Here is a 1,552-nt window from a genome sequence, read left to right on the forward strand (position 1 = left end):
ACCAAGACGGCGCCAGCAACGGCCTCACCGCCCCCAACGGACCCGCCCAACAACGCGTCATCCAACAAGCGTTGGCCAGCGCCCGACTGACCCCCTCCGACGTCGACGTAGTGGAAGCGCACGGCACCGGCACCACCCTCGGCGACCCCATCGAAGCCCAAGCCATCCTCGCCACCTACGGCCAAAACCGCGACCAACCACTATGGCTCGGCTCCATCAAATCCAACATCGGCCACACCCAAGCCGCCGCAGGCGTCGCCGGCATCATCAAAATGCTCATGGCCATGCGGCACGGCACCCTGCCCCGAACTCTGCACGCCGACCAACCCAGCCCCCATGTCGACTGGACCTCCGGCGCTGTCAACCTGCTCACCCAAGCCCAGCCATGGCAACCCAACGGACACCCCCGCCGCGCCGCAATCTCCTCCTTCGGCATCAGCGGCACCAACGCCCACCTCATCCTGGAACAACCACCGCAACTAGAAACCGCCACACCGCCCGAGCCCGCCACGCCCTCAACACCCCAGCCACTACCGTGGCTGCTGTCCGCGAAAACGAGTGACGCCCTGCGCGCCCAAGCCCGCCATCTCGCCGACCGTGTCCAAGCGCAGCCGGACCTTCATTTCGGCGACGTCGCCTACACGTTGTTCAGGCGTTCGCAGTTCGGCTACCGCGCCGCCGTCACCGCATCCACCCGCCAGGACTACCTCACCGGCTTAGCAGCGCTGGCCAACGGCGAGGCGCCGATCACCACCGGCGACGGCGGCAAGGTCGCGTACCTGTTCACCGGGCAAGGCGCCCAACACCCCGGCATGGGCCGCGAACTGTATGCACGCCATCCGGTGTTCGCCCGCGCGCTCGACGACGTCTGCGACCACTTCGACTTCCCGCTCCGCGACATCATGTGGGCCGAAGACCCCGAACAACTCCACCAAACCGGCCACACCCAACCCGCCCTCTTCGCCCACCAAACCGCGCTCCACCACCTGCTCCAGCAGCACGGCCTCACCCCCGACTACCTCGCAGGCCACTCCATCGGTGAGATCACCGCCGCCCACATCGCCGGGGCCCTCACCCTCACCGACGCCTGCACCCTCATCACCGCACGCGCCCACCTCATGCAAACCCTGCCCCCCGGCGGCGCCATGCTCGCCATCAACACCACCGAAGACCAGATACAACCCCACCTCAGCGACACCGTCGCCCTCGCCGCCGTCAACACCACCACATCCGTAGTCATCTCCGGCGACACCCACGACGTCCTGGCCATCGCCGAACACTTCGCGGCACACGGCGTCCGCACCCGCCAACTCACCGTCAGTCACGCCTTCCACTCCGCGCACATGGACCCGATCCTCCAGCCGTTCCACACCGCGATCAACGCCCTCACCTACGCGCCGCCAACGATCCCGATCATCTCCACCCGCACCGGACAACCCGTCGAGATGTTCACCGCTGAGCACTGGGTCCGCCAACTCCGCGACACCGTCCGCTTCGCGGATGCCGCACACACCCTGCTCCAGCACGGCGTCACCACCCACCTTGAACTCGG

The 1,552-nt window shown here is 67.4% G+C and carries 1 protein-coding gene; it reads left to right on the forward strand.

Annotated elements, in window-relative coordinates; translation table 11 throughout:
• Positions 1 to 59: 59 nt before the first annotated feature.
• A partial coding sequence (locus ACWD0F_RS52080) for a type I polyketide synthase (protein ID WP_449890587.1) occupies positions 60 to 1,552 on the forward strand: 1,493 nt, incomplete at its 3' end.

This window comes from Nonomuraea sp. NPDC002799, assembly GCF_053592075.1.